Source organism: Flavobacterium aquidurense (assembly GCF_002217195.1).
Lineage (GTDB): Bacteria > Bacteroidota > Bacteroidia > Flavobacteriales > Flavobacteriaceae > Flavobacterium > Flavobacterium frigidimaris.
The window spans coordinates 1-26,299 of the sequence record NZ_MUGR01000006.1; the positions used below are offsets into that span (position 1 = coordinate 1).

Annotated in this window: 25 protein-coding genes, 3 tRNA genes and 1 pseudogene; 23 read left to right on the forward strand and 6 right to left on the reverse strand. The window is 36.6% G+C overall.

The annotated features are described in order from the left end of the window. Positions 1 to 70: 70 nt before the first annotated feature. The 21 genes and pseudogenes from B0A67_RS24915 to B0A67_RS25150 form a co-directional block, all read left to right on the forward strand. Entirely contained in the window at positions 71 to 238 is a 168-nt protein-coding gene (locus B0A67_RS24915) for a hypothetical protein (RefSeq protein WP_207557309.1), read from the forward strand. Positions 239 to 448: 210 nt separating this feature from the next. Further along, on the forward strand, positions 449 to 1,177 hold the full coding sequence (locus tag B0A67_RS04440; RefSeq protein ID WP_072964954.1) for a hypothetical protein: 729 nt from the start codon (positions 449 to 451) through the stop codon (positions 1,175 to 1,177). Between the two features lie 348 nt (positions 1,178 to 1,525). After that, complete coding sequence (locus B0A67_RS04445; RefSeq protein WP_072964955.1) at positions 1,526 to 2,005, forward strand: hypothetical protein; 480 nt, start codon at positions 1,526 to 1,528, stop codon at positions 2,003 to 2,005. 139 nt (positions 2,006 to 2,144) lie between these two features. Beyond that, complete coding sequence (locus tag B0A67_RS04450) at positions 2,145 to 2,489, forward strand: DUF4134 domain-containing protein (protein ID WP_072964956.1); 345 nt, start codon at positions 2,145 to 2,147, stop codon at positions 2,487 to 2,489. Between the two features lie 11 nt (positions 2,490 to 2,500). Then, complete coding sequence (locus B0A67_RS04455; protein WP_072964957.1) at positions 2,501 to 2,929, forward strand: DUF1896 family protein; 429 nt, start codon at positions 2,501 to 2,503, stop codon at positions 2,927 to 2,929. A 38-nt stretch (positions 2,930 to 2,967) separates the two neighbouring features. Continuing rightward, the gene (locus B0A67_RS04460) at positions 2,968 to 8,538 is read left to right on the forward strand and encodes an Eco57I restriction-modification methylase domain-containing protein (protein ID WP_072964958.1); all 5,571 of its coding nucleotides are present in this window, start codon (positions 2,968 to 2,970) and stop codon (positions 8,536 to 8,538) included. A 10-nt stretch (positions 8,539 to 8,548) separates the two neighbouring features. Further along, positions 8,549 to 8,866 (forward strand): DUF4133 domain-containing protein, encoded by a 318-nt coding sequence (locus tag B0A67_RS04465; RefSeq protein ID WP_072964959.1) that lies wholly within the window; start codon positions 8,549 to 8,551, stop codon positions 8,864 to 8,866. 39 nt (positions 8,867 to 8,905) lie between these two features. Continuing rightward, a complete protein-coding gene (locus tag B0A67_RS04470; RefSeq protein WP_072964960.1) occupies positions 8,906 to 11,368 on the forward strand; it encodes a TraG family conjugative transposon ATPase in 2,463 nt (820 codons plus the stop codon). 27 nt (positions 11,369 to 11,395) lie between these two features. Beyond that, positions 11,396 to 12,082 (forward strand): conjugal transfer protein TraI, encoded by a 687-nt coding sequence (locus B0A67_RS04475; protein ID WP_072964961.1) that lies wholly within the window; start codon positions 11,396 to 11,398, stop codon positions 12,080 to 12,082. 15 nt (positions 12,083 to 12,097) lie between these two features. After that, complete coding sequence (locus tag B0A67_RS04480) at positions 12,098 to 12,727, forward strand: hypothetical protein (protein ID WP_072964962.1); 630 nt, start codon at positions 12,098 to 12,100, stop codon at positions 12,725 to 12,727. Continuing rightward, positions 12,724 to 13,359, forward strand: coding sequence for a hypothetical protein (locus B0A67_RS04485; RefSeq protein WP_072964963.1), 636 nt, complete (start codon positions 12,724 to 12,726; stop codon positions 13,357 to 13,359). The genes B0A67_RS04480 and B0A67_RS04485 overlap by 4 nt, the downstream gene beginning before the upstream one ends. Before the next feature lie 12 nt (positions 13,360 to 13,371). Continuing rightward, a complete protein-coding gene (traJ, locus tag B0A67_RS04490) occupies positions 13,372 to 14,568 on the forward strand; it encodes a conjugative transposon protein TraJ (RefSeq protein ID WP_072964964.1) in 1,197 nt (398 codons plus the stop codon). A gap of 29 nt (positions 14,569 to 14,597) precedes the next feature. Next, on the forward strand, positions 14,598 to 15,206 hold the full coding sequence (gene traK / locus B0A67_RS04495) for a conjugative transposon protein TraK (RefSeq protein ID WP_242670924.1): 609 nt from the start codon (positions 14,598 to 14,600) through the stop codon (positions 15,204 to 15,206). 13 nt (positions 15,207 to 15,219) lie between these two features. Beyond that, positions 15,220 to 15,714 carry a hypothetical protein gene (locus tag B0A67_RS04500; RefSeq protein WP_072964966.1) on the forward strand — a complete coding sequence of 165 codons (495 nt, stop codon included), beginning with the start codon at positions 15,220 to 15,222 and terminating at the stop codon, positions 15,712 to 15,714. 4 nt (positions 15,715 to 15,718) lie between these two features. Further along, positions 15,719 to 17,002 (forward strand): conjugative transposon protein TraM, encoded by a 1,284-nt coding sequence (gene traM / locus B0A67_RS04505; RefSeq protein WP_072964967.1) that lies wholly within the window; start codon positions 15,719 to 15,721, stop codon positions 17,000 to 17,002. Positions 17,003 to 17,022: 20 nt separating this feature from the next. Then, positions 17,023 to 17,868, forward strand: coding sequence for a conjugative transposon protein TraN (gene traN / locus B0A67_RS04510; protein WP_072964968.1), 846 nt, complete (start codon positions 17,023 to 17,025; stop codon positions 17,866 to 17,868). 28 nt (positions 17,869 to 17,896) lie between these two features. Then, positions 17,897 to 18,694 carry a hypothetical protein gene (locus B0A67_RS04515; RefSeq protein WP_072964969.1) on the forward strand — a complete coding sequence of 266 codons (798 nt, stop codon included), beginning with the start codon at positions 17,897 to 17,899 and terminating at the stop codon, positions 18,692 to 18,694. 3 nt (positions 18,695 to 18,697) lie between these two features. Next, on the forward strand, positions 18,698 to 19,753 hold the full coding sequence (locus B0A67_RS04520) for a hypothetical protein (RefSeq protein WP_072964970.1): 1,056 nt from the start codon (positions 18,698 to 18,700) through the stop codon (positions 19,751 to 19,753). A gap of 14 nt (positions 19,754 to 19,767) precedes the next feature. Next, positions 19,768 to 20,052 carry a hypothetical protein gene (locus B0A67_RS25145; RefSeq protein ID WP_072964971.1) on the forward strand — a complete coding sequence of 95 codons (285 nt, stop codon included), beginning with the start codon at positions 19,768 to 19,770 and terminating at the stop codon, positions 20,050 to 20,052. Positions 20,053 to 20,123: 71 nt separating this feature from the next. Further along, positions 20,124 to 20,351, forward strand: coding sequence for a hypothetical protein (locus B0A67_RS04530; protein WP_072964972.1), 228 nt, complete (start codon positions 20,124 to 20,126; stop codon positions 20,349 to 20,351). Beyond that, positions 20,348 to 21,274 (forward strand): annotated as a pseudogene (locus B0A67_RS25150) (recombinase family protein); the annotation flags it as partial. The gene B0A67_RS04530 and the pseudogene B0A67_RS25150, both read left to right, overlap by 4 nt. 586 nt (positions 21,275 to 21,860) lie before the next feature. Here the strand turns inward: B0A67_RS25150 and B0A67_RS04540 are convergent. The 3 genes from B0A67_RS04540 to B0A67_RS04550 all read right to left on the reverse strand — a co-directional run bounded on the left by B0A67_RS04540 (position 21,861) and on the right by B0A67_RS04550 (position 22,170). Further along, a tRNA-Leu gene (locus B0A67_RS04540) sits at positions 21,861 to 21,943 on the reverse strand. Between the two features lie 42 nt (positions 21,944 to 21,985). Next, positions 21,986 to 22,058, reverse strand: a tRNA-Lys gene (locus B0A67_RS04545). Positions 22,059 to 22,097: 39 nt separating this feature from the next. Next, a tRNA-Lys gene (locus B0A67_RS04550) sits at positions 22,098 to 22,170 on the reverse strand. A 127-nt stretch (positions 22,171 to 22,297) separates the two neighbouring features. Here B0A67_RS04550 and B0A67_RS04555 point away from each other — a divergent pair. Next, entirely contained in the window at positions 22,298 to 22,816 is a 519-nt protein-coding gene (locus B0A67_RS04555) for a shikimate kinase (RefSeq protein WP_072964973.1), read from the forward strand. Here the strand turns inward: B0A67_RS04555 and B0A67_RS04560 are convergent. Together B0A67_RS04560 and B0A67_RS04565 are read right to left on the reverse strand one after the other, a co-directional pair. Further along, a complete protein-coding gene (locus B0A67_RS04560) occupies positions 22,808 to 23,308 on the reverse strand; it encodes a phosphoribosyltransferase domain-containing protein (RefSeq protein ID WP_072964974.1) in 501 nt (166 codons plus the stop codon). The genes B0A67_RS04555 and B0A67_RS04560 overlap by 9 nt on opposite strands. A 164-nt stretch (positions 23,309 to 23,472) precedes the next feature. Then, on the reverse strand, positions 23,473 to 23,862 hold the full coding sequence (locus B0A67_RS04565) for an RNA-binding S4 domain-containing protein (RefSeq protein WP_072964975.1): 390 nt from the start codon (positions 23,860 to 23,862) through the stop codon (positions 23,473 to 23,475). A gap of 79 nt (positions 23,863 to 23,941) precedes the next feature. On the opposite strand from B0A67_RS04565, the gene B0A67_RS04570 reads away from it, so the two are divergent. After that, the gene (locus B0A67_RS04570) at positions 23,942 to 25,147 is read left to right on the forward strand and encodes an FKBP-type peptidyl-prolyl cis-trans isomerase (RefSeq protein ID WP_072964976.1); all 1,206 of its coding nucleotides are present in this window, start codon (positions 23,942 to 23,944) and stop codon (positions 25,145 to 25,147) included. A 193-nt stretch (positions 25,148 to 25,340) separates the two neighbouring features. On the opposite strand, the gene B0A67_RS04575 is transcribed toward B0A67_RS04570, so the two are convergent. Continuing rightward, the gene (locus tag B0A67_RS04575; RefSeq protein ID WP_072964977.1) at positions 25,341 to 26,294 is read right to left on the reverse strand and encodes a transketolase family protein; all 954 of its coding nucleotides are present in this window, start codon (positions 26,292 to 26,294) and stop codon (positions 25,341 to 25,343) included. Positions 26,295 to 26,299 lie beyond the last annotated feature (5 nt).

Here is a 26,299-nt window from a genome sequence, read left to right on the forward strand (position 1 = left end):
TTAATTTTTAAACAGGCTCTAAGAAAAAATATTTGGTTTGAATTAATGAAAAAATTGTTAGCCATGCTTAATGAATGGAAATAAATTAACTACTTCTACTAAAATAAATCGAGCAAAAGGTAAATGGCCTTTGGAGAGTCTATTGAATAATATTCAACAAAAAGAAGAACTCGGAATAAATTCTTTATTAGCAAATCATGCCATAAAAAATGCAGATGAAGGTATTAAAAAAAGGTAAGTGAATTGATACTCAAAAAATAGTTGCTTAATAAGGACGAATAGCCAACAGCTACAACAACGGATTTTGGCATTTGGCTTAATGGGAAGTTGGTTTTATATTTGGTATGATTTGACAAATCCGAAAACAAGACTTAATTTAACCCCAAACCCCTTGCTAGTGCGAGAACGTTGGCAGTAATGATACTGGCATAAAAATCAAAAAAATCTGATGAAAGAAAATATATATTTAGAAGAACTTCTTCAGACAATGTCAGAAAATCAATATATTGGATTGGGAAATCCTACCGCCAAAATATTGTTTATAGGAAAAGAAGCTGGAGCTGAAATTGAAGAAGAAATGTTTCATGGAAGCGCTAAATCTTGGAGAGAAAAAGAATTTAATTATTCTGAAAGATATGTCCCAAAAGAAGCAAAGATCAGAAACTTAAATCATACTTGGCAAAGATATCAAAAACTATACGATTGTATTTTGTCAAATTTAAATATAGAATTTGATAAAAAAGACAAATATGAAATCAGTTTTATTGAAAATATATTTACTACAGAATTAAGCAATTTACAGGCACCAAACACAAAAGATGCAAAAAAACAGGAGAAGTTTGGAGAAGAACTTAAATTAAGAAAAATAGAGTTTTTCAAAAGTAAATTTATTCAAGATTTTCAAATAGTGATAATATTTGCTAGTGATAATAAATACATAGAAACAGACCCAGGAGAAATATGTGAGTTATTCAATGTAAAATTTATTAAATTACATAATCTAAATGCAAAAGATAAAATTTGGATACATTCAGAAAATAAAACTGAGAAAAAACCAAAATTATTAATTCACACAAGACAATTGACAAATAGAATTACTAACGAATTAATACCAAATATTTGTGATGTTGTTGTGGATTTTTTGAAAACAAATTCAATACAATTAGAAAAACAATAGAAAAGCACTACTGCTAAAAGCCGTTTGGCATTGTCCAATTATTCTTGTTTCAAAAATCGATTTTTTAGCATTTTAGAACAGAAATAAATATCCTAAAATAATTATTTCATCATCAAATTAGCCTCCCATTTGTGGAGGTTTTTTATTTTTTTTTGCATTTATTTTATTTTTTTACCCTTGATTTTACTGGGGGTTCAACGGGGTACAATAGGGGTACAACAAAAAGTTGTACTTGTAGCAGTTTTATCTCTATCGTTTCTTTGCCTTGTAATAATGAAGATCCTGGCTTGGAATTATCAATTTACCGGGATTGTGAGAAACTAATGTAGAACGATAAAATGATGAGGTATGTTTACAAACATTTCATGGAGTAATTACATAGTTGTAATTATTCTGCTATTGGCAAGCTGGTATTTATTTGTTGGATTTCGATTTTATTTTGATGACCTCAAAGAAGTCTTATCAGGAAGGCGGAAGCTTCAATTCCGTGGATTTGAAAACCCAAATTACCAAGATCCTAAATTTGAATTAAAAGCCCAAGAATCACCTGAAGAAATTTCAGAACAAGCTTCCTTCGGAGAGTTTGACACTACCTTTCAGGACGTTGATGCTCTGGTGGCACGATTAAAAACTTTTATTGCAGATTCCGCAAAGAAAAAATTAGTCAAAAAAGAATTTACCTATTATCTGCAGCTTCTCCTAAGAGAATTTCCCTCAGTTAAAAATTCCCCTTTTAATTCTTCAATAAGCGAGTTGATAGTTTCAGAATGTGACAAACTCGAATCAATCAATTTGACACAGAAGGAAGCAGAAGCCCTTTGGGAATAAACTCTAAAACAATATAACGGAGGAATCGCCCCTGTCCATCCCGGCGCAGTATGGCAGATGTAACAGGAAAGTGGAACTGCGACAGCGGCTACACCTCCGTTTTTTTATCTGAATTTTTCAACTTTAAAATAAATGTGCGATGAAAAAATGGAATTGGAATTTTAAAAAGTTTATTGAGCAAAAAACAAATAATATCTGTAGGCTTCTGGCACAATTGTTTTTTGTAATCAGTTATGAAACCTATGCCCAAGATGGTCTGGCAGGAATTAACGAAGCTAACCAACAGGTTCGAAGTTACTTTGATGCAGGAACTGAACTGATGTATGCCGTAGGAGCATTACTAGGTCTTATTGGCGCTGTGAAAGTATATCAAAAATGGAATGCAGGTGATCCTGATACCGGAAAAGTAGCGGCAGCCTGGTTTGGAAGTTGTGTTTTTCTGGTGGTAGTGGCCACCGTAATCAAATCCTTCTTTGGGATCTAAAGCAAGTCGCTATGGAAGATCTACTCAAAGAAAAGTTATGGTTTTACATTATCCATAACAATCCAGATTTGATGTTTACACTACAGGAAGATTACAGTGTACTGGATTATCTCAATGAGAAAATAAGCAGTGTCAAATCCCTATTGGACGAAATGTTATCTGACGGTACACCTAAATACATCATCGAAGAAATCTGTCTCAATATACTTACCGAAGATCTGAAACCTTCCCGGTTTTTATATATCCGTTCCCTTCTTTCAGATGAGTTTGAGAAAACTTATGCCGCTTTTCAGGAATCAGGTATCCTGACCTATGAGGTAATCAACCTTATGGAAAGCTGTAAGCCAGTTTTTGAAACCATTGGTTTTACTAAAGAAAATGAAGAAGACCCTAATTTGAGAAATGCCCTTATCGGTCAGATTGCTGACTATGTGAGTTGAGCTGTTTACAGCAGTGTGTAGAATGAAAAGGAGTAATTATGGCTTACAATCTATCCCAAAAACTAAGTGCCAATATCGAGGCGATTACCATTGCAATGCAATGGCAGAAAGGTGATGCTTTATCGAAAGAAGAAGTTGACGCGCTTAAAGGCTATGCCGGCTTTGGGGGACTCAAGGCTATTTTATATCCTCATGGTACTAACGAAGACTGGATAAAATCCGGAGCTACAAAAGAAGATTTGAAGCTGCATCCGGAAATGACAAGACTGCACGGAATACTGCAGGAAAACTATTCTGAAAAAGATTATAATTCAGTTGTTTCTTCACTTCGTAATAGTGTCCTTACCGCATTTTATACACCGGAAATTGTACCCAAAACTTTTTACAGGGCTTTGGAACAACAAGGCATTAATCCTAAAAGATTATACGAGCCATCAGCAGGATCAGGCATTTTTATCACTGAAGCAGAAAACACATTTTCAAATTTGGAACAGATTACTGCTGTGGAAAAAGACCGATTGAGCGGACTGGTACTTTCAGCATTAAACAGTACACTTTCAACTAAAAATACCACTCATGTAATAGGACTCGAAGAAGCTCCAACAAATGACAACGGCAGTTATGATCTTGTGGTCAGCAATATTCCTTTTGGTAATTTTTCTGTTTATGACCAAGCCTATCCCGATAAAACGATTTCGGGGAAAATCCACAATTACTTCTTTGCAAAAGGATTGGACAAACTGGCTGATGGAGGTCTTATGGCTTATATTACAACAGACGGTTTTTTGAACAGTCCTTCTAATCAGAGCGTGCGAGAATATCTTTTTCAAAATGCGGATTTTGTGAGTGTGGCAGTTATGCCTGACAACCTGATGAAGCAAACAGGAAATACCGATGCTCCTAATCATCTGCTTATTGTCCAAAAAAACGAGAATAAACAAACCCTGTCTGATAATGAAAATGAGCTGCTGCAAACCGTTGAACTGGAAAATGAAGTTGGAAAATACAACACCAATAAATATCTGCACAATAGACCCGAGCTCATCATTGGGAATGAAGTACAAGCCGGTAAAAACCAGTACGGACAAGCGCATCAAAGTGTGAGACAAAACGGTGATATTAATTCTATTAAAGATCGTCTTGCAGAAAATATTACCAAGGGATTAAAAGAAAACTTTAACCCGAAACGCTTTGAGAAGGCTCAAAAAACGGACATAGTTCAGCCCGCTGAAGCAATCGGGCAAAAATTCACTTATTTACCCATGCCCGAGAGTAAAGCAAGCGGTATTTCTGTCCAGCTTGGCTTGTTTGATACTGTACCTGCGGAAAACATCAACCGTGCAATGGATTATATCAATCCTCTTGATGAAACTGTAGTGGATAAAAAAACTGCACGGATACTGAGCACCATACGTACTACTGATAATCCCTCACATGAAAATGTTGTGCTGATTGCTGCTAAACAAAACAAGTCCAATCGGTATTTGTATAAATTATATTCTAATGTAAAAGAAATTGACGGTTTTTCAGCCAATTGGATGAATGGCGGATTACTGCCTCATGAATTACTGGCTTTATCCAATACCCTTCAGTATTATGATCACAAATATATTTACGAAGGAGACCAAACCCTGGAATCTGCCTTTAATCTGGAAAGACAGATTTATGAAGAAAATCTTTCATTCAAACCATTCTACAAAGAAGGAACACTGGTTCGTCTTGGAGAAGCTGTTGGAATTATAAGTGATATTAATAACGAACACAAACAGGCTTTTTTTCAACCATTAGCATCGCAGGGTAATCTAAAATTTTACGATTCCTATATCCTAGTACGGGATAATTATCTGGAATTGTTTGAGAAAGAGCAACCAGATAAAGCTGGCAATGAAGAGGTTAGAAAAAATCTAGATGAGCAGTATACCAAATTTGTGTCCCACTATGGTATTTTGAATAGTGCTGAGAATCGCAGGCTAATCATGCAGGATTCCGCTTTTGGTTTCACTATTCTTTCTTCACTGGAACGCAAAGAAGGTGAACGTTATGTGAAGTCTGATATCTTAAGCGAATCTATAGCAAAACAGCAAGAGCGCTATTATACAGACGATCCAATTGAAGCACTAGCGCGAAGTCTGAATGAAAAAGGAGCTGTTGACTTAGGATTTATAACTGCTGCGACAGGACTTGAACAAAACGAGGTTATAGAGCATCTGAACCAGCATATCTATTTGAATCCTACAGGTCAGAATTGGGAAACTTCAGATCTCTATTTAAGCGGTAATGTTGTGGAAAAGTTACAGCAGGCTAAACATGCTGTACAACAGTATCCTGAAAACACACAATATTACAAAGGATTGCAGGCATTGGAAAAAGTACAGCCTGAGCGTATCCCTTTTGAATTACTCGATTTTAATCTGGGTGAGAGATGGATTCCCACCCGATACTATGAGAATTTTGCCGGAAAATTATTTGACCAGCCAACTGAAATTAATTATTTCCCATCACTGGATACCTTTAAAGTAAGTACAGGGCACAATACAAAAATTGACAGAGAATTTTCGGTGACTCCCAAAAGCGGCAGAACCACTTATGGCTACACGATATTGGAGTATGCGCTCGAAAATACGGCTCCCTTTTTTACCTATGAAGTTGAGGGAGTCGGCGGAAAACCGATCCGAATGCCGGACAATGAAGCCATACAGCTTGCCCATCAAAAAATTGAAAACATCCGTAACGGCTTTATTGAGTGGCTGCAGGAATTGCCAATAAGCGATAAAAATGAACTGGAGAGCCTCTATAATAATACGTTCAATTGTTACGTATTGCGAGAATATAATGGCAGTCATATGAGCTTTCCGGGTTTGGATAAAAAAGCCCTGGAGATTGAAGACTTGTACAGTTCGCAGAAAAATGCGGCATGGCGTATCATTCAGAGCCGTGGCGCTTTAATCGATCATGAGGTTGGGCTTGGAAAAACATTAACCATGATTGTGGCTGCCAATGAAATGAAACGATTAGGGATTATTCATAAACCTGCAATACTGGCATTGAATGCCAATGTAAATCAAATTGCAGCAACCTATCGAAAGGCTTATCCCAATGCAAGAATATTGGCACCTGGTGAAAATGATTTTACTCCGGCAAAAAGAATGAGACTCTTCCATGAGATTAAAAATAATAATTGGGACTGTATCATTTTAACGCACGATCAGTTTGGTAAAATTCCGCAATCACCTGAAATCCAAAAAGAAATATTGCAAAATGAACTCGATAATGTAGAACGGGACCTTGATACAGCAAGAGATTTGGGAGGTGACATTTCTAAAAAAATATTAAAAGGACTTGAAATACGTAAAAATAATCTCGATGGTAAACTAAAAACAATACTGAAAGATATAGAAGAAAAGAAAGACAGCGGGATCAACTTTAAAGAAATGGGAATCGATCATTTGTTTGTAGATGAATCTCACAAATTCAAAAACCTGACTTTCACTACCCGTCACGATCGTGTGGCAGGAATTGGAAATATGCAAGGAAGCCAGAAGGCACTTAATATGTTGTTTGCGGTGCGCACACTTCAGGAAAAATTCGACTCGGATCTGTGTGTGACCTTTCTTTCAGGAACTCCAATATCGAATAGTCTGACAGAAATGTACCTGCTTTTCAAATACCTGCGCCCTAAAGAAATGGAACGCCAGCATATTGAAAATTTTGACGGATGGGCAGCTGTTTTTGCCAGAAAAACAACTGATTTTGAATTTTCGGTCACCAATGAGATTATTGCCAAGGAGCGTTTTCGCCATTTTATTAAAGTTCCGGAACTGGCGCTTTTCTACAATGAGATAACCGATTACAAAACAGCCAAACATATTGATCTGGACAAACCTGAAATTGAAGAGCGACTTATCAATGTCAGCCCGACACCGGAACAAACCGAGTTCATTACCCAGCTCATGCAGTTTGCCAAAACAGGTAATGCGACACTTATCGGCAGGGCGCCTCTTACCTCGGAGGAAGACAAAGGCAGGATGCTTATAGCTACTAATTACGCTAAAAAAATGGCTGCCGATATGAGGCTGATAAATGAAAGATATGATGATCATCCGAATAATAAGGTCAATACATGCGCCAGAAATCTGGTTGAAATTTATCAGGCTTCCATCGAGCATAAAGGCACCCAGATTGTTTTTTCGGATATCGGGACACCCAAGCCGGATGCCTTTAATATGTATGATGCACTTAAAGAAAAATTGGTAAGGGATTTTAATATCCCTGCTCATGAGATTACCTATATACACGACTGGACCGATAAGAAGAAACCGGAGTTGTTTTCTAAAATGAATACAGGTGAGATACGTATTCTTCTGGGCAGTACAGAAAAAGCAGGTACCGGGCTTAATGTGCAAAAGCGTGTTGTGGCGATGCATCATATGGATATTCCCTGGAGACCATCAGATCTGGGACAACGCAATGGCCGAGGCAGCAGACAAGGTAATGAAGTCGCCAAACAGCATTATGGTAATAAAGTAAAGAACTTCATCTATGCCACAGAGCAATCCCTGGACAATTACAAATTCAACCTTTTGAAGAACAAACAGACTTTTATCAGTCAGATGAAAAACTGTGAACTTAATGTGAGGACTATTGATGAGGGAGCCATGGACGAGCAAAGTGGAATGAACTTTTCAGAATATATCGCAGTATTATCAGGTGATACTTCATTACTGGAAAAATCAAAATTGGAGAAAAAAGTAACGGTAATGGAAAGCCTTAAAAAAGCACATTACAAGGAAATTTCCAGAACTAAATATCAGGTTGAATACCTAATGGAGGAAAAAGGAATCACCACTAAAACACTGGACAAACTAACTTCTGATCACAGTTTTTACAAAAACAATCTGAAGTATGAACCTGATGGTTCCAAAGCAAATCCTATAGAGTTGTATGACTGCAAGACAGCAGATCCAGAAAGTATCGGCAAAGAAATTATCCTGCTCTATAAAAACTGGAAACCTCCAGAAGGAGAAAACCAGGCCAAACAAATTGGGAAGTTATATGATTTTGGACTCTATATAAAAAGAGAACGTGAAGCCTATCAAAATGATGGTTTGTACCAGTACCGTTACTCCAACAGCTTTTATGCACAACGTTTTGAAGATGGTATTAAATATACTTCCAATGGAGGAACTCCAAATGTGGACAATCCAAAATTGGCAGCCCGCCATTTTCTAAATGCCATTGATAAGGTGGAACATCTCAGGTCTAAATACCAAAAGTCCCTGAATGATATTGAAAATCAACTGCCGGAATTACAACAATTAACCACAAGAGTATTTAGTCAGGAAGATGAGCTTCAAAAAATGAAAAGCGATCTCTCTAGTCTGGAAAGGGAAATAGCCCTGAAAATTCAGGAGAACCAATTGAAAGAAGCCAATCCGCAAGAGGCTAGTCTCAGTAATGAAACAAAACTATCGGATACAACTCCGGTAATTCAACTGCCAGTAAAAAGCAGTGAAGAATCACAGGGTTTCAAAGCGGCAGAAAGCAATAGTGATAAATGGCAGGAGCGCTCTTTTTCAGAAATGAGACGCAGCAGCAGGATGAAATTTTAAAATAAAGACCATGTCAAACAGTGTGTATCAAATCAACAAAGGAATTAACCAGAGCATCGAGTTTAAAGGGTTAAAAGCGCAGTATATCTGGTATTTGGGTGGTGGTGTCATTGTGCTTATGATACTGTTTGCCATTATGTACATAGCCGGCTTACCCTCTTTAATCTGTATCGGAATTATTGGTGTTTCAGGAACATTGTGGGTTTTGAAAATATATAAAATGAGCCACCAATACGGTCAATATGGAATGATGAAAGCTTTAGCGAAACGACAGATTCCTAAAGCTGTGAAATCGCAAAGCAGAAAAATTTTTATGATGACCAAATAGAATTTGCTCAGCATTAGCTGAGCGGTAAAAAAAAGGATGATGGAAAAGATGATAGATGATATTTTACCAATTATGGATGTGCAGCACGATTGCATCCTGTCCAAACAAGGAGATGTGACAGTAGTGTTTAAAGCAGAACTGCCCGAGATATTTACCCTGTCGGATCAGGAATACGAAGCATTTCATCAGGCGTGGCTTAAAGCGATAAAACTGCTTCCGAAATTTAGCGTATTCCATAAGCAGGACTGGTTTATAGACAGCAAGTTTGAACCCGATTTCAAAAGCGAAGATTCGAGTTTTCTTACCCGAAGCAGTGAACGCTTTTTTAATGAACGTCCCTTTCTGGATCATTCCTGTTACATTTTTTTAACCAAAAAACCGGCAGGCAGAAAAACATCCAGTTCCCTGTTTTCAAATTTACTTAGAAGTTCAATAGTTCCCGAAGAAACATTAAAAGCACAGCTACGTCAGGAATTTATTGACAGTACCGGACAATTCAGACGCATACTGGAAGACAGTGGTTTTGTCAAATTGACCCGCCTTGGTAATGATGAACTTAAAAGCCATAGCAGAAAGATCGGTATTATTGAACAATATTGTTTTTTGTCTGAAAAACAAAACTCATTTATTTTTAAAGATATCTCTTTTGATGATGGTCTTCAGGTAGGAGACAAACATTGCCAGATTTATACGTTGGGGGATGCCGCTGATCTGCCTGCCTTATGTGGTTCGAGAATTAATTATGACCGCTATTCCACAGATAAGACCAAATTCAGTATCGGATTTGCTTCGACTCTGGGGCAATTACTTTCCTGTAACCACATTTATAATCAATATATTTTCATAGAGGATTTCCAGAAAACGTTGCAAAAACTTGAAAGTAAAAGACTGCGACTGCAATCCTTATCAGCCTACAGTAGGGAGAACCTGATTGCGCGAGATGCTACAAATGATTTTCTTAACGAGGCTATCAGCCAGCAGCGACTGCCTGTAAAAGCACATTTTAATGTGCTGATCTGGACAGATAATAAAGAAGAGCTCAAAGACCTGAAGAATAAAGTTTCTTCAGCACTGGCTCAGATGGATGCAGCTGCTAAACAAGAAACAGTGGGTGGCGCACAAATATTTTGGGCAGGAATTCCCGGGAATTCCGCAGATTTCCCAATGAATGACACCTTTGATACGTTTGCGGAACAAGCTGCCTGTTTTCTGAATCTGGAAACAGGTTACCGCTCTTCACTGAGTCCAACTGGAATTCGATTAGGAGATCGATTGACTGGAAAACCGGTTCATGTAGACATTAGCGACGAACCAGTAAAAATGGGGATTTGTACCAATCGGAATAAGTTCATACTAGGGCCTTCAGGAAGCGGTAAATCATTTTTTACCAACCATATGGTTAGAAGTTACTATGAGCAAGGAACCCACGTTGTACTTGTTGATGTTGGACACAGCTACAAAGGGCTTTGTGATATGGTAAAGGGCTACTACTTTACCTACGATGAAAAGAACCCTATTAGGTTTAATCCCTTTTATATCAACGAAGGTGATTCTCTGGATACCGAGAAAAAAGAAAGTATTAAAACACTCTTATTGGCACTCTGGAAAAAAGACAATGAAACTTTCAATCGAAGTGAATATGTAGCACTGTCCAATGCACTGCAATTGTACTATGAAAAGTTAGATAGCAATTCCGATTTATTTCCATGTTTTGACAGTTTTTATGAATTTCTGAAAAATGAGTTTGTATCCATATTGGAAGGTGACAAGGTAAAGGAAAAGGATTTTGATGTAAACAATTTTCTGTATGTACTGCGTCCTTACTACAAGGGAGGTGAATTCGATTACCTGCTCAATGCTACCGAGAATCTGGATCTGTTAAAAGAACGATTTATTGTTTTTGAACTCGATAATATCAAAGACCATCCGATACTCTTTCCCGTGGTGACCATCATTATCATGGAAGTCTTTATCAGTAAAATGCGCAAGCTCAAAGGGGTTCGTAAAATGATCCTGATTGAAGAAGCCTGGAAAGCTATTGCCAAGGAAGGAATGGCAGAATATATTCGGTATTTATTCAAGACTGTTCGTAAATTCTTTGGGGAAGCCATTGTAGTGACTCAGGAAGTAGAAGATATTATATCCTCTCCGGTCGTTAAACAGGCTATTATCAATAACAGTGACTGCAAAATACTACTGGACCAAAGTAAGTATCAAAATAAGTTCGAACAGATTCAGGAACTGCTTGGGCTTACCGAAAAAGAAAAGGCACTCGTACTATCGGTAAACAAAGCCAATGATCCTGATAAGAAATACAAAGAAGTGTTTATCTCCCTTGGAGGTATGCAGTCTAAAGTATACCGCACCGAGGTATCCCTTGAGGAGTATTATGCCTACACAACTGAAGAAACTGAAAAAGTAAAAGTACAGGCGTATGCTAAGAAATTTGATGGAGACATCAGAAAAGGCATTGCGGCACTTGCTAATGACTTAAGAGCATAAAAATTAAGAAAACTAAACAACAATAATATGAAAGCAAAAATTAAAATCACGATTTGCCTGTTGTGCTTTTTACTGATCAGCACTCCGGCAAGATCGGCAACGGTTGCAGCAATACCGATTTTAGAAATCGTAAAAGCGGTTGCCAAAAAAGTAATTAAGGCTATTGACCTAAGGATCCAAAAACTGCAGAACAAAACGATCTGGTTGCAGAATGCGCAGAAAAAAATAGAGAATATACTCTCCAAACTAAAGTTGGATGAGATTTCAGATTGGACTGAGAAACAAAAAGAACTCTATAAGAATTACTATGAGGAACTGGCAAAAGTCAAATCTATCATTACCTATTACCAACGTATCAAAGATATCAGTGCAAAGCAGGTTCGTTTGGTAGATGAATATGAAAGAGCCTGGAACCTGTTCCAAAAAGATGCTCATTTTAAGGCCAGTGAACTCGATTATATGCAAAGTGTGTATTCCGGAATATTAAATGAAAGCCTGAAAAACATCGATCAGATTTTCCTTGTATTGGATTCTTTTACAACACAGATGAGTGATGCCAAAAGACTGGAGATTATAAATGCTGCTGCAGATCAGATAGATGCTAATTATGATGACCTGACACTCTTCAACAGACAAAATATACTACTGAGCCTTCAAAGAGCCAAAACAGAGCATGATGTCAAATCCGTTAAACAATTTTACGGAATTCCGTAAACAACAAATAAAATCATGAAAAAAATATTCTTACTGGTGCTTTTTACTGCACTGACCACAGGGAATCTTCAGGCACAGGCAAAACAGCAAAGGATGCTTTTAGAGCAAATAGCAGCCCTGCAAGTCTATATCGGATATGCTCAAAAAGGCTATTCAGCAGTCAAAAAAGGACTCAATACCATAGGAGATTTCAAACGTGGAGAATTTAATCTTCATACTGATTACCTGAATTCCCTTAAGACAGTCAACCCCAAAATAATAAAGTATGCTCGGGTAACAGAAATTATAGGACTCCAGATAAAAATTATGAAAAGTTACAAAAGCTTTTATCTGCAAATCCGGCAGGATGATTTGTTTCATGGAAATGAAGTCGATTATATCAGAAGGGTCTTTGAAAGGTTAATCAAAAATTGTGATACCAATCTGGATGAGCTTCTAACAATCGTTACGGACGGAAAGTTAGAAATGAAAGATGATGAGAGAATGAAACGCATTGATATGATTTACCAGAATATGCTGGATAACTACGCTTTTTCTGAGAGCTTCAGTAATGAAACTAAAATCCTGGCTGTATCAAAAGCTGCCGAATTAAAAGAAGCAAAAAACAGCCGTGTCCTAAACGGTATTAATACTGATTTGCCATGAAAAAATTATTGATTATAGGAATTGTGTTTATCGGACTCATATTTCCATCCCAGATAACCGCTCAAAAACAGGAAATCCAGCAATTGATTTTGAACATAGAGAAATTGGCCCAGTTCAAACAGATTTTAAAGGATATGAAAAAGGGCTATGAAATACTAAGTGGAGGCTATAATACTGTAAAAGATTTGTCTGAAGGAAATTTCAACCTTCATGAAACATTTCTTGATGCGCTCATGCAGGTTAGCCCCACAGTTAAGAATTACAGGCGTATTGGTGACATTGTGAATTATCAGGTGCTGCTGGTAAAAGAATACAAGTCCGCTTTTAGCCGCTTTAGGGACAGTAAAAATTTTAATGCTGAAGAAATTGCCTATTTCGAAAGGGTGTACGATAATCTGTTTAAACAAAGTCTTAGAAATCTTGATGAACTCACATCGGTGATTACCGCAAATAAAATGCGAATGTCCGATGATGAAAGGCTAGCTGCTATTGACAAAATATATGCAGATATGCAGGACAAACTTTTGTTTCTGAGAAACTTCAACAATAATACTGCTGTACTGACTTTACAACGTGCAAAAGAGCGCAATGATACCCGCGCAATGCGTACTATTTATAAGTTAAATAACTAAATATCCACTGTTATGATAAAGATAAATAAGCAAATAATACTTGTTCTTCTTGCAATGATATTGCCATTTACGATCCAGGCACAAGGAATTGCAGACGACATGAACGGTCTGCATAGTGTACTGGAACAATTGTATGATGAAATGATGCCATTATGCAGTAATCTGATTGGGGTTGGACAGGGACTTGCCGGTTTTGCCGCTATGTGGTATATCGCCTCAAGAGTCTGGAGACATATTGCCAGTGCTGAACCCATAGATTTCTATCCGCTCTTTCGTCCTTTTGTTATCGGATTTTGCATTATGATTTTTCCCTCAGTCCTCTATATGATTAATGGTGTCATGAAACCTACTGTTACAGCAACTGCTGCAATGGTGGAAGGATCGAACAAAGCGATTGAAAGACTGCTTAAAGAAAAAGAAGAAGCGCTCAAAGAAACAGATCCCTGGAAAATGTATGTGGGATCTACAGGAAGCGGAGATCAGGATAAATGGTACCGATATACCCATGATGATGCAGATCCAAGTGGGCAGGGCATGCTGGATGGTATTGGAAATGATATCAAATTTGCCATGAGCAAGGCCTCTTATAATTTCCGCAATTCAGTAAAAGAATGGATGAGCGAGGTACTGCGTGTATTATTTGAAGCTGCTTCCCTGTGCATCGATACACTGCGGACTTTTCAATTGGTGGTACTTTCTATTTTAGGTCCAATCGTTTTTGGCATTTCGGTCTTCGATGGTTTTCAACACACCCTTACCGTCTGGCTGGCACGTTACATCAATATCTATCTGTGGCTTCCCGTGGCTAACATATTTGGAAGCATCATCGGAAAAATTCAGGAGAATATGCTAAAGATTGATATTGCGCAAGCAGGAGAATATGGAGAGACTTTCTTTAGCAGGACTGATGTTGCCTATTTGGTCTTTATGATTATTGGAATTATAGGTTATTTCACTGTCCCTTCTGTTGCCAATTACATTGTTCATGCCGGAGGTGGCGGTGCACTCGGACAAAAAGTGACCAGTATGTTTAGTAATTCTACAACTTCCATTGTCAATACTACATCTCAAGGGACAACAATGGTAGCGGATGCTATGGGGAATGCTGCCGGTCGTATGTATCAAAGCATGTCAGATTCCGGAAATTCTGCGCCTTACTTCAAGGACAAGGATAATTATATGGCTGATAAATTAAAAGGTAAATCTTAACCCTAAATTCAAAGTTTATGTTTAGCAAAATGAAAAATATTGACACTGCCTTTCGGCATGTTCGTGGTTTTACCCTGCTGGTCATTATAGGATGTATCCTGATTAGCTGCTTTTCACTTTATAAAAGTTTTGCGCTTGTATCTCAAATGCAGAACAAGGTTTATATACTGGCTAACGGAAAGGCGCTGGAAGCCTATGCTTCGGACCGAAAAGACAATATACCTGTAGAGGCAAGGGATCATGTAAAAACGTTTCATAAGCTGTTTTTTACGCTTGACCCGGATGATAAAGTCATTAAAAGCAATGTAACAAAAGCTCTTTATCTGGCGGATGACAGTGCCAAAAGGGTTTATGATGATTTAAAGGAAAACGGTTACTACTCCGGTATCATATCAGGGAACGTCAGCCAAACGATACAGATTGACAGTGTGACTATTGATCTTAACAACTATCCGTATGGATTCCGATGTTATGCTACTCAAAATATCATTCGCACCACCAGCATTGCACATCGGAACCTTATCACTGAAGGTAACCTTCGTAACGTATCGAGAAGCGATAACAATCCACATGGCTTTTTAATCGAGCGTTGGAATACTATTGAGAATAGGGACATAAGTACCGAAAATAGAAAATAATAAATCTGCCATCATGAAATTCACTTTTAAAAGAAACAGCGAAAAAAACAATGTTATGGAAAGGGCTAAAAATAATCTATGGCAAAAGTTTGAACAGGCTAATCTGCGATTACAGTATAAATGCGCCCATTGGCTCGAACTTAAAACGGCTCATTTTTCAAGTCTTAACTGGATTGTGATTCTATTCGCCTTTATAGTGTTTACAGGAGGTTGCAGTATTTACCTAATTGTGAATAGCTTTTCAAATAATAAATCTAGAAATATAACAATAGCTCCGATTACCAAACCAACCAATCATATACCATTAAAAGAAAAGCCTCTTGAACTCAATGCGATTATTAGTAAAACAGAATTTGAAAAAATCACAAGTTTTAGGAAATATATGGATAGTCTGGGGCGAAGTCCCACAGGCAAAAAAACTCATGACAGCATTGTATTAAATCGTCCCGGACTTCTGGACAGTTTAACAATAATAGAAAATTATTATTACTCACATCTTAAAAATTAATATCATGGAACAAAACACAAAATCATTAAAGACCTTAAAGCATCGTAAGATGCTCTTGGTACTGCCAATATTAGCTTTGCCATTTCTAACGGCCATATTTTGGGCATTGGGCGGTGGAAAAATGGATGCTGCCAATTCAGCAGCAGCACAGCAAAAAGGTTTTAATCTAAAACTTCCCAATGCGAACCTGAAAGAAGGACTTCCGCTCGATAAAATGAACTATTACGATCTGGCTGCTCTTGATTCAGCAAAGCTTGATGAACTTATCAAAAAAGATCCAAACTATTTAAGCCAATCCTTTCAGATTGATTCCACTGAGGACAGCAGTGCTGTTACTCAAAGAAAAGAACAACATGGTTTAAATAAATCTGTTTATCGCGATCCAAACGAAGAAAAAGTGCATCAAAAATTGGAAGCATTGCAAAAAGCAATCAATACGCCAGTATCAGTCCCAGAGCAAAACAGTAAATATGCTAGATATACAAAATCAAATGAACCCTCAATACATTCCAATGATGTGGACAGGCTGGAACAAATGATGCAATCCATGAATAAAGAGCAGGAAAGTCAGGATCCGGAACTGCAGCAACTCGGTGGAATGCTGGAGAGTATTTTGGATATCCAACATCCAAACAGAGTACAGGAAAAATTAAAAAAAGCTTCCGAGGCTCAGCGTGGACAAGTCTTTGCTATTTCCACCAAAGCGTATGAAGATCCTATTTCTTTTTTACAAAACAAGGCATTGAACATTTCTGAGTACAAACAGAATGGTTTTTACTCTTTAGACGAATTTGAAAATGATGATTTAATGCAGAATGCTATAGAAGTCATTATTCATGAAACACAAACAATTGTAAATGGCTCCACAGTTAAGTTCCGACTCATGAATGACATTTTCATAAACGGTATTAAAGTTCCAAAAGACAATTTTTTGTTTGGAGTGGCTTCCTTAAAAGGAGAACGATTAACAATCAATATTAGTAGTATTAGATACAACAACTCTTTATTCCCAGTAGATTTGTCTGTTTATGATATGGACGGACTTGCTGGTATATATATTCCGGGAGCCATTAATCGTGATGTTGCCAAAGCTTCGGCTGATCGCTCCATGCAAACTTTAGGAGTTGCATCACTAGACGATTCCTGGGGAGCTCAAGCAGCGGGAGCGGGAATTGAAGCTGCAAAAAGTCTTCTAAGCAAAAAAGTAAAACTGGTTAAAGTAGTTGTAAAAGCAGGTTATAAGGTGCTCTTGCGTGATGAAAAACAGAAACAAAAAGATTCCAATTAAAAACTAAAAAAAAGATACAGATGAAAAATTTAAAACTATTGATGATGGTTTATCTATTATTTATGACCATCGGTGTATTGGCACAGCAAACAGCTAAAAAACATTTATCCCAAACAGAATCCGACTCCTTAATGATAGCCTATTCAAAAACGACCAATATTGTATTTCCTTTTGCCATAAAAAGTGTCGACAAAGGAAGTCCCGACATATTGGTACAAAAAGCAAAAGGTCTTGAAAACATCCTTCAGGTTAAGGCTGCCCAAAAGGGATTTTTCCAGACCAATCTCACGGTAGTAACTGCAGATGGTAAACTCTACTCTTTCGTGTTGGACTATAATGAAGAGTTTCCACAGCTGAATCTTACACTGAATAAAACTAAGCCGGATGGACAGGAAATTTATTTTTCAGATGAAATTATTAATGATCAGGATATTGAGGAATATTCAAAGTTAGCCTTATACGACAAAAAAAAGCTGCGAGGTCAAAGGGAAAATAAATATGATATTGATTTTAGGCTCAACGGAATTTTTATTCGTGACGAAGTAATGTATTACAGGATAAAAGTAACCAACAATTCTAAAATCAATTATGAGATCGATCAGCTCCGCTTTTTTATTCGCGACACTAAAAAAATAAAACGTACTGCTTCACAGGAAATCGAAATTACACCAATTTATATCCTGAATGATGTTGATAAAATTGAAGCTGAAGCAGAAAATATCTTTGTATTTGCGCTGCCAAAATTTACAATTCCGGAAAAAAAATATTTAACCATACAGCTAATGGAGAAAAATGGCGGCAGACATTTAGAAGAACATGTCAAGAATACAAAATTGATACAGGTTACTGTACTTCCAAAATTATAAACTATTTAATAATTAAAAAATTGAAATCATGAACGAGAAAAATTTTGAATACTTAAGAGATCAGATTAAGTATACTGGATTCGGTGAAGCACTGGAATCTCAATTAAAAGAAAAAATGCAGAAGGAAGAGCCTAATTTTACTTTGACGCATAATGCGCAATACGGTAATGATACCGCTACAGCGACGTTAAATTTTAAAAAATCCGATCAAAGCGACATTTTCTTTTTTAATTCTTATAAAGTCGAATTGCAAAAAGAAAATTCTAAAGAAACCTTGGAACAAACCTTTTATATCAATAAAGGCAGCAACATAACAATGAAGGAAGCTTACAATCTTATGGAAGGCAGATCGGTAAATAAAGATCTCACCAGTAAAGAGGGGGAAGTTTATAATTCTTGGGTTCAAATGGACTTCAAACAATCCGAATCTAATGGAAACTTTAAACTAAACCATTACCATCAAAATTATGGTTATGATTTAGAAGCAGCACTGTCCAAACATCCTATTAAAGAACTGGAAACCCCAAAATACAAAGAAGACTTGATAAATTCTTTGAAAAAAGGAAATCTGCAGAGCGCTACTTTTTTAAAAGAAGGTAATGAGATCAAGCAGTATATTGAAGCCAGCCCGCAATTCAAAACAATTAATATCTATGATAATAATATGAAAAGGATTGACAATCGTAAAGCTCAGGAAGAAAAACAATCCGAAAGCCAGCAGACCTCAGAAAAGCAGAGCAGCAAAAAACAAAACCAAACTGCCGATGATGATGGACCTGAAATACCAAAGGAAGCTAAGAAAAAAAGGAAAAGCCAATCCATGTAATCGATGAACGAACAACTTCCCGTTAACAGAGTAGAGGTGGAATTAAATCAGTGGCGCTCCAGGGAAGAGCGTTTTAGTAAACTGTTTAATTTCAGTCTTTCGGGCAATAGGTCACTGATTAAAGAAAAGCTGCATCATTACGAGCGTATTGGAACAAAGTATAAGCGAACTAAAAATATTGAGGAACGTTTTGCTTTGCAGATGCTCAAGCAGGAAAAGAACAAGATTCTAAAACAACTTTATCCTAATTTATTAGTACGACTTGTCCGTAAACTGATCATTGCACCACTCATAGACCAAATTGCTGTTCGGAAAGATGCAAAAGAGGAAGAAAAAAATAACCAATCGCTGTACGATCAGGTGCAGCGTATTGGTTTTAAAGATTTGTCAAATCAAATTGAGCATCAAATCAAACAAGGTCAAGAGCAATTTACTGTTCCGGTTTCCTATTACGTCAACGAAAAAGAACGACTGGATCACGAGTTGTCTTTTGTAAAAGACCAGAGTGGACAGTATCAATTTGAAGCATATAAAACCACTTTGCAAAATGAATCAAAGCCTGATGAAGAGAGAAGCCATTATTTTAAAGTACAACAAGGAAATTCTATTGATACAACACAGGCATATAATTTATTAGCTGGACGTTCCATTCAGAAGGAAAAATCCTGGATCCAACTAGATCTTAATGATAAAGACGCAAGTGGCAATCACCGCATCAAAGAATTTCATTCCGGGTATGGTTATGATCTTGAAAAAGCCTTACAGCAACTTCCTTTAAAGGAATTATCAAATAAAACTCAAGCCGATAAATTAAAGGATGATTTAAAACAAGGAAATCGTTTGCTTGTAACCTTGATTAAAAATGGAAATGAACATCGGTTTTATATTGAAGCTAATCCTCAGTTTAAATCAGTAAACATTTATGACGAGCACTCAAGAAAAATTACGCTATCAACTGCATTGGGGAATAAAACAATGGAAACAGTAAAACAGCAGCAAAAGACAAATGAAAGTCAACAGGTGAATCATTCCACAAGAAATGGTATGCGTGTAAGCTGATAATCTAGGAAATAATGAAAACACTAAAACCTTTATCTGATTTCTTTAATGCAATAGAAAAAGATTACCGTATTAGTATCACTCATATTGGTATATATGCGGCATTGCTTCAATTTAGGACCGAAAAGGGTTTTGTTAATCCTATTGAGGTCTATAGGTATGAAATCATGAAGTTAGCCAAGATAACCGGGCCTGTAACCTACCATAAATGCATGCGTGAGCTAAACGAGTATGGTTACATTAGCTATCTGCCAAAACGCAATAGAAACCAGCGGAGTACAATTTATTTTCCTATATGAGTAATTGAAATCAATTTTAATTAATTAGTAAAGCCCGGTTGCGGGCTTTTGCTGTCAATAGAAGGAGGTGTATGATGAGAGAGGAAGAGATTGCTAGAATAACACCACACAGAGCTATGGAATTATTGAGAAAGGATGGTATTGATGTAGATGCTGATCAAGCAAAAATTATCTTGGATTTTTTCTACGAAATGGCTGAAATAGTGGTTGATACATATTTAGATGAACAAAAATTACGTAAATTTACACTCACACAAAAGCGTGAAAGCAAGTTTAAACAATCAATATTAAAATCATGAAAATTGCAGATTTATATATCCGTGTAAGTACAGATGAACAGGCAGATAAAGGATATTCGCAAAGGGATCAGGAAGAACGTTTACGTAAATATTGTGAACTGAATTCCTTTCAGGTTCGAAAAGTGATTATTGAAGATCATTCTGCTAAAACTTTTAACCGTCCATCATGGAAAAAGCTATTATCAGAGCTTAGAACACGAAGAGGACATTCTGATTTGGTACTCTTTACCAAATGGGATAGGTTTAGTCGTAATGCAGGAGATGCCTATCAGATGATAAGTACATTACGCAGATTAGGTGTTGAGCCACAAGCAGTTGAGCAGCCTTTAGATCTTACAATTCCAGAAAACAAAATGATGCTTGCTTTTTATCTTGCAGCTCCTGAAGTTGAGAATGATCGTAGAGCACTAAATGTTTTACATGGTATGCGTCGGGCCAAGAAAGAAGGTCGTGTTATGGGGATTGCTCCAATAGGTTACAGTAATAAAATTAGTGAGGATGGTAAAAAATATATCGCAATTAAAGAAAGTGAAGCAAGTATTATGCGATGGGTTTTTAAAGAATTGGCGAAAGGAAAAATAAATACACAAGAAATCTGGGGATTAGCAATTGATAAAGGACTCAAATGCAGTAAGAATGCTTTTTGGGGTTCCGTACGTAACCCTGTGTATTGTGGAAAAGTATTCGTGCCAAAATATAAAGAAGAAGAAAGTCAATTAGTAAAAGGACAGCACGAGCCACTAATTTCTGAATCATTGTTTTATGATGTTCAGGATGTACTTGATAGTCGTAAAAAAAAGAGAAGAACTACTGTAACGGTAGATCCTGCATTACTATTGCGTGGGCATTTGATATGTCCCAAGTGTGGTAGACTGCTTACAGGCAGCGCATCTAAAGGACGTAATCAACATTATCACTACTATCACTGCAGATTAGGCTGTACGTTCCGTGAAAAGGCTCCAGAGGTAAATGCGATTGTTGCAGATGAAATAAGAAAATATGTAAGACCACTGCCTTTTTTAGAATTATATAAAGAAGTAATAGTATCCGTATTTAAAAATAAAACAAAACATGAACGCAGTGATGTTAATAGATTAAAAGAAGAACTAGAACAGGCTAATGAAAGATTGACGAAAGCGAGAAATTTACTTATTGCAGGAGATTTAGACCCTAATGATTATCGTATAATAAAAATAGAGACTGAGGAAAAAATAAACAGGCTTGAAGCAAAACTAACCACTGGAATTAAAGGAACAGCAAACGTTGAACCCTTGCTGGATAAGGCTATTAGTCATATTTCTCAACTGGCAACATTATACGAGGAAGGTACAACCGCAAGAAAAAGAAAGATAATTGGTTCGATTTTTCCTGAAAAGCTCACTTTTGACGGAATAGAGTGTCGAACCACAAGAATCAATGAAGCACTTAGGGTTATGCTCTTATTTTACAATGGTTTAGATAGTAAAAAAAAAAGGACAAATCAGCTGTTTTCTGATTTGTCCCAAGATGTGACCACGGTGGGATTTGAACCCACACGCCCTTACGAGCACCACCCCCTCAAGATGGCAAGTCTACCGTTTCTCCACGTGGCCAAAAAATAAAAAAGGTCAAGTAAATGAATACTCGACCTTTTGTGACCCGACTGGGGCTCGAACCCAGGACCCCATCATTAAAAGTGATGTGCTCTACCAACTGAGCTATCGAGTCATGCTATCAAGAAAAGTATTTTGTAAATCACAAATTTTGTGACCCGACTGGGGCTCGAACCCAGGACCCCATCATTAAAAGTGATGTGCTCTACCAACTGAGCTATCGAGTCAAATTCTTTCCTTGAATGCGGGTGCAAATATAAGGAGTTATTTTTGATATTTGCAAGCTTATTTATTATAAATTTGTCTTTTTTTACTCAAAATTTACAACACCTTAATTTTTAGGTTCTTATTAAAATGAAAAAAATTATATTATTAGGATATATGGGCTGTGGAAAGTCAACAATTGCCCAAAACTTGTCAAAAATTACAAATATTCCGTTTCTGGATTTAGATAAATGCATCGAAAATAAAGCAAATTTATCGATAAATGAGATTTTCGAGCAATTTGGAGAGATCCATTTTAGAAAATTAGAACACGAAATATTCGTAGAATTACTTCAGTCTTCAGAAAACAGCATAATAGGTTTAGGAGGAGGGACACCTTGTTACGCCAATAATCATGAATTATTGAAAAGCGATGATGTTACTTCGGTTTATTTAAAAGCTTCAATAGATACTTTATACGAGAGATTAGTTCATAACAAAAGCAAGCGCCCGTTAATCGCTAATATGAATGAAGAGGAAATGAGAGAATTTATCGCAAAGCATTTGTTCGATAGAAGTTATTATTACAACCATGCGCAACATAAAGTTACAGTTGATAATAAAACTATCGAAGAAACGGTTCAGGATATTTTAGAAATCTTAGCTTAAAAAAGCATAATTATCACCATTGTCATCAAAAACAACCTGAACATGCTCTAATAAAGAAGTTGATAGGGAGATTCCTTTAAAATCTGCCTTTACAGGATATTTTTTATGATTTCTGTCTACAAGTACTGCTGTTTTGAATTTCTTTAACGGAACATCTAAGAAATGACGAACAGCATAGATCAGAGTGGTGCCTGAATTTAATACATCATCAACAAGTACTAATCCTTTGTTTTTATATTCTTCTTTACTTAATGAAGTGTGTATTGGTAATTGTGGATTTTGTTTGTCGACTTTGACTTCGCAAATGGAAACTTTTAATGTCGAAATAGTCGTTAATGCCAAAGCAAGTTTTTGAGCAAAAATAAATCCGTTAGCGGCGATTCCGGCAATTACAATTTCTTCCTCATCGACAAAAGTCTCGTATATTTGATAGGCGATACGTTTTATTTTGTGTTCTATTTCCTGATTCGTTAAGATGATGTTTTTGCTCATGATTTATTTTTTTTGCTAAAGTACAAATTTAGGTTATGAAATTCCAATATATGAAATCCCAAATTCCAATGTGGAGGTTTTGATTTTAGATCTTTTTTGGAATTTGGAAATTTATCATTGAGATTCTATTATTTAGTTATTGTTGTGGATTTAAAAATTGGAATTTAATTTTCTTCGTCCTCATCAATAATATCATTGCCGTATTCGTCAATATCTCTTCTGTCTTTTTTGGTAGGTCTTCCGGTTCCTGTTTTGCGATAATGCTCTTTGGATAGTTTTAATAATTCTAAATGCGCATAAGCTTCAGCCGGAGTTTCATTTTTTCGATACATATCAACAAGTTTTGCGCCAACACGACTTTCAGGTATGTCTAGCACAGTGATAATTTGTGTGATCTGATCTTTTCTGAAGGTAATTTTATCAGTGGGAAAAACCTCTTTTGATGGTTTTGCAACTTGCCCATTTACAGTTATATGGTTTTTTTTGCATGCTTCGGTCACCATGTTTCTGGTTTTATAATAACGCACGCACCACAGGTATTTGTCTATTCTCATAATTTTTCTAAAATCAACGTTAAAATCTTTACAAAAATAAATCAATATTGTATCTTGCGCACCTAAAAAATTAACAATAATGAATAAATTTAAATATTATTTTATTTTATTGCTTGCAGGTATTTCTTTGGTTTCTTGTAATAAAAGTGATGATAATGATGTGGTGACCGTTCCTTTGAGAGATTATGCGGAGCAATATAAAGCAGATAATGATTCTATTATTAAATATTTAAAGACTAATTATATCACTGTGACGAATAATCCGGGAACTCCACAGGATCAGGACGTGGTGATAAAAAAAATAGTTGCTGGCGACGGAAATGTTTCTATCTGGGATCAGACAACTTATCCTTTAGAAACAAGAGATGTTTATAGTAATGATGTGGCTTATAAGGTTTATTATTTGACTTTAAGGAAAGGATTGGGTCAATCGCCAACGAATACTGATAAAGTAGTTACCTCTTATTCAGGTAATTTGTTAGATAATACAGTTTTTGAGACCTCTTATGGATATGCAACGAACTGGTTTTTGTTTCCGTATGGTGCTGATACGGCAACGGATAAAGTAACACGAGTAGAAGGCTGGTCAGAGATTTTTCCTAAATTTAAAACTGGTACTTCTAAGACCGATCCTAATAGTGGTGTAATCACTTATAGCGATTTTGGCGCAGGAGTTATGTTTTTGCCTTCAGGGTTAGCTTATTATGCTGGTGGGAGCGGCAGTGTTCCGGCTTATACTCCTGTAGTTTTTAGTTTTAAGTTGTTTGATCTTCAGAGAATGGATAACGAGTTTACAGTTTCCTCTACTACCGGTCAAGTAGTTTTTCTTGGTGATGGTGTTCCTGATTATTTAGAAGATAGTAACGGTGATGGATATCTTTACGATTTTAGAGATACAAAGAAATATCCAAATCCACCGGCTAATTTAGTTGATGATACAGATGGAGATGGTATTCCTGACTTTTTAGATTTTGATGATGACGGAGATGGTTTTACAACCAGATTTGAGCTTACGAAACCTGCTGATCAGGTGGGTATTATTGGCGGTGTAAATTATGGAGCAAGATTTTATTATCCATGGGATCCTATTGTGGATAATCCATTAACTCCAAATGTAGATGAAACTGAGCCAAGAGGAATTCCAAGAAGACCAACAGGGGCACTTGCAGATCCTGGTAAGCCTGAATCTTCAACTAATGTAAAGGCATATTTACCTGAAGATTATACTGCTAATCCAAGATTGAGAATACATCTGGATAAAACGTATCCTATAAAACAGAATTAATTTTATTTAAAATATAATAGCCCTGAAAGTGATTTCGGGGCTGTTTTTTTTTGCTCAGTTATATAAGATAAAAGCAGGATATGTTTATTTTTTATGAGGTAGTATTGAGTGAGTTAAATAGTTTTGGATACAAAAAAGAAGCCTCGAAAATTACTTTTCGAGGCTTCTTTATATAAGTAAGAAAATCTAAAAATTATTTTCTTTTGATTACTCTTTCTACAGCTTCAACAATCGCCTGATTGTTTAATTTGTATTTCTCCATTAATTGCTCTGGAGTTCCGGATTCGCCAAAACTATCGTTTACGGCAACAAACTCTTGTGGAGCAGGAGTGTTTAAAGCTAGTACTCTTGAAACACTTTCTCCAAGGCCTCCAAGAATGTTGTGCTCTTCTGCAGTTACAACACATTTTGTTTTAGCCAATGATTTTAGAATTGCTTCTTCGTCTAATGGTTTAATCGTGTGAATGTTGATTACTTCGGCAGAAATACCTTTTGCTTCTAATGCTTCAGCAGCAATAAGCGCTTCCCAAACTAAGTGTCCTGTCGCTACAATCGTAACATCAGTTCCTTCGTTTAATAAGATTGCTTTTCCAATTACGAAAGGTTCATCAGCTGGCATGAAATTAGGAACAACCGGACGTCCAAAACGTAAATAAGCCGGACCGTGATGATCTGCTAGTGCTAATGTAGCTGCTTTAGTCTGGTTGTAATCGCAAGTATTGATTACAGTCATTCCAGGCAACATTTTCATTAGTCCGATATCTTCAAGGATTTGGTGAGTTGCTCCGTCTTCTCCTAGTGTTAAACCGGCGTGAGAAGCACAGATTTTTACGTTTTTATCAGAATAAGCAACAGATTGACGAATTTGATCGTAAACTCTTCCTGTAGAGAAGTTAGCGAAAGTTCCTGTAAAAGGAATTTTTCCTCCAATTGTCAGACCGGCAGCGATACCAATCATATTGGCTTCTGCAATACCAATTTGGAAAAAACGCTCAGGATGATTTTTCTTGAAATCATCAAATTTCAATGATCCAATTAAATCAGCACAAAGTGCTACAACTTTTTCGTTTTTTTGACCTAGTTCAGTCATTCCTGCTCCAAAACCAGAACGGGTATCTTTACTTCCTGTATTTGTATATTTTTTCATTTTGT